Origin of the sequence: uncultured Metabacillus sp., assembly GCF_947503125.1 — a bacterium.
Lineage (GTDB): Bacteria > Bacillota > Bacilli > Bacillales > Bacillaceae > Metabacillus.
Genome location: NZ_CANNCR010000128.1, coordinates 1 through 3113, shown reverse-complemented (window position 1 = coordinate 3113; position 3113 = coordinate 1). Strand labels below are relative to the sequence as shown.

Genomic DNA, 3113 nt, shown 5'->3' with positions numbered 1-3113 from the left:
CGCTTGACTATCTAAGTCCCATTGAATATAAAAATATTCACCTTAAAAAAAGTGTCTAGTTTAGTGTTGACATACCATTAATGACTTTATTAAAGAAGGAGAAATTGATAAAAATGGTATACCTTATGAATGCGTTGAGGTGTATTGTAAGGGGATAGATCCATTGGTATTTCCAGCACTTATTGATTTTTGTGATAGATATAGAGACCGCAGTTTTAAAAAAATGATTGTTAACTTAAACTTCTTGCAATTAGATTAAAGAGTATATTGATATTCGGTTCCTGTAGGGAAAACTACTATAATCGATATTTCCTAAGACTTTTTTAAAGGTCAGTAATTAATTTAAAGAATGAATAATCTGAATATGTAGTAAAATATAATTGAAGATAACCTTACTTCTACAAAAAGAGTATGAAGATGTTGATTTATATGAGATTTTACAAACTAAACATAAGTGAGTTTTACTCAGGTACGATGCTTCAAGTATAAGAGCATCGCTTTTTTATTCAACTAACGAGGTTAGTAAAACAAGGAGATACGATAGAAACAATATATGAGGAGAAAAAATACAATGATTAAGGCTGCTATTTTTGATTTAGATGATACCTTACTTAATAGGGGTAAGGCAATAGAGCAAATGTTTTTAATGATTTTAGATAAGTGTTATGAGGATGTTAAACATTCAGTAAAAATTGAAATGTTGAAAAAATTCAATGAATATGATAAAGAAAGCTATGGTGATAATGATAAAACAAAAGTTTTTGAATCATTTTTTGATGAATTCCCACCAAAATATAGATTGCCACGCAATAACATTCAAGATTTTTGGAATAATAATTTTCCTAATTGTTTTACAATAAACCCAAATACTATAAATATAGTAAATACACTAAAGAAGCAAGTTAAAGTTGCAATTATAACAAATGGCTCAACTCAGAGACAAAAAGCTAAAATAAATAATACTAATTTAAATAGTTGTTTTGAAATAATAATTATTTCCGAAGAAGTGGGATTTAGTAAACCTGACAAACGGATATTTGAATTAGCACTAAATAAGCTTAATGTAAAACCCGAAGACGCATTATTCGTTGGAGATGACATAGAAAAGGATATTGGTGGTTGTCAAAATGCAAATATAAAAGGCATATGGTTCAATCCTCATAAGCACAAGAATAATACAGACATAAAACCATATGTCGAGATCAACTCTTTTGATGGATTATTTAGTTGTATTTCATAATAACTAGTATTGTTGAATTAACGGGAGCTTTAGTTCAGTTTTAGGTATGCTGCTTTGGCGGCTTTTTTCTTTTGGATTTTTAAGCTAAACAGGTCTTATACTGTGCTCCATTAATTAGAAATCCTATATAATTGTATCTAAAACTGAATTAATAAGGAGCAAATATATGATTAAGAAATTTGCACTAATTTTCTGTCTTACTTTTTTTGTATGTTCGTTTTCGGACGTATTAGCTGAGACGAATAAAAATGATATTTTGCAAGAAGGCGAAGCATATAAAATGCTTTATGAAGATACCAAGAATGCTAATGCAAAGATATTGGATAATGTTTATTTTGCTTTAACCTTTGCTGGTGGATTTATATTGTTATTTCTTGGTTCAAATGCTTTTTTTTCCTTTCGTTCTAGAAAAAGTGAGGCTGAAGCTTTAAAGAATGAAAATGCAGCAGAAATTCTAAAAATTAAAAATGACCTTAGAAAAGAAATGAATGATAACTTCAATATTCTAAAAGAAGAATATCAAAAAGCTTTAGAGGAAAAGGTTAATGAGAAATTTGAAGAATTAAAAAAAGAAAAACAGAATTTAGAACGTTCTTTACAGAATGCAGAAAGAAAAATAGCTGGATTTGAATATTCACTTACTTTAGTTAAGGCTGAATTTGCATTTGAAAAAGGAGATTATCATAGAGCCTTAGATCTTTATATGTTGGACGCGAGATATTTATGGGAAACATCTATACAAGATGAAGATGATCCTTTTATCGATACAACATTAGTACGATCTTTAGAAAAAGTAAACGAAGTACTATTAAAAACTCAATCAATTGGTTTAGAGAAACACAATAGACTATCTAATTTTTTAGATGAATTGCCACAACGATATTCAATTGTCGTTCAAACAATTAAAGACACTTTAAATGGTTTAGAGAAGACAGCATATTGACATCTTTTTCTACTAACAGTTGTTTTACATAAAAAAGGAGTAGAACACTTTTCTTATTGTGCTAACGGTCAGATTACTTGAAGAAGGAATTTTCAAATTCTTTATAGAATACTGTATATTGTTAGCTGATTTTAGTTTAGTTGAGAAGAGAAAGGTGAGATGAGAATGGGACAAATTAAAATTTATGGTGTTAAGGACAGGTTAAATCCAATTAAGGAAACACTATCGAATGTTATTCATTCGTGTATGGTGGAAGCACTTGAATTTCCTTCGGATAAGAAATTTCATCGCTTTTTCCCTATGGACAAAGAAAATTTTTATTTTGCTAGTGGGAGAACTGAAGCATATACCGTAATTGAGATTAGTATGTTTGAAGGTCGAACGGTTGAAGCTAAAAAAAAATTACTAAAGTTACTATTCGAACGTATAAATAGTGAATTGAGTATATCCTCTCAAGATGTTGAAATTACAATTTTTGAAACACCAAAACATAACTGGGGAATAAGAGGATTACCTGGGGATGAGTTAGCACTGAATTATAAAGTTAATGTATGATTAAAAGGCGGTCAATAAGTGACCGTCTTTTTAGCTTATTCAAGTAACGGGTGCAAAAGTTGAAAAGGCTACTGCCATTTTTGCCGGCTTTTCTTATTGAAGTAATAGGGCAGGATAGCTGAACAAGGAACTAATGTTTTTATATGGAATGTAGAGTGCAGAGAGAACTATCTTTTATTGTATAGGGGGATATAGGTGGATTATGTTAGGGATTTAAGAAAATTAGTTGGTAACAGACCTTTAATATTAACAGGTTCAGTTGTTTTAATTCTAAATACGGACAAAGAACTGTTATTACAGTGAGTATTGCGGACAGATTGAGCCATCAGTGCGGAGATTTGAGCCACTATTTGCGGTCAACTGAGCCATTAAGTG

The 3113-nt window shown here is 30.1% G+C and carries 3 protein-coding genes and 1 pseudogene; all 4 read left to right on the top strand.

The annotated features are described in order from the left end of the window. Positions 1-571 precede the first annotated feature (571 nt). Complete coding sequence (locus Q1B07_RS26350) at positions 572-1240, top strand: HAD family hydrolase (protein WP_299095690.1); 669 nt, start codon at positions 572-574, stop codon at positions 1238-1240. 166 nt (positions 1241-1406) lie between these two features. Beyond that, positions 1407-2183 (top strand): hypothetical protein, encoded by a 777-nt coding sequence (locus tag Q1B07_RS26345; RefSeq protein ID WP_299095693.1) that lies wholly within the window; start codon positions 1407-1409, stop codon positions 2181-2183. Positions 2184-2348: 165 nt separating this feature from the next. After that, entirely contained in the window at positions 2349-2738 is a 390-nt protein-coding gene (locus Q1B07_RS26340) for a tautomerase family protein (RefSeq protein WP_299095696.1), read from the top strand. Positions 2739-2933: 195 nt separating this feature from the next. Continuing rightward, positions 2934-3038: pseudogene (locus Q1B07_RS26335) on the top strand (DNA mismatch repair protein MutT); the annotation flags it as partial. Positions 3039-3113: the final 75 nt, after the last annotated feature.

Coding starts and splice junctions, on each gene's coding strand:
- Q1B07_RS26345 (WP_299095693.1), top strand. CDS start 1,407: ATGATTAAGAAATTTGCACTAATTTTCTGTCTTACTTTTTTTGTATGT.
- Q1B07_RS26350 (WP_299095690.1), top strand. CDS start 572: ATGATTAAGGCTGCTATTTTTGATTTAGATGATACCTTACTTAATAGG.
- Q1B07_RS26340 (WP_299095696.1), top strand. CDS start 2,349: ATGGGACAAATTAAAATTTATGGTGTTAAGGACAGGTTAAATCCAATT.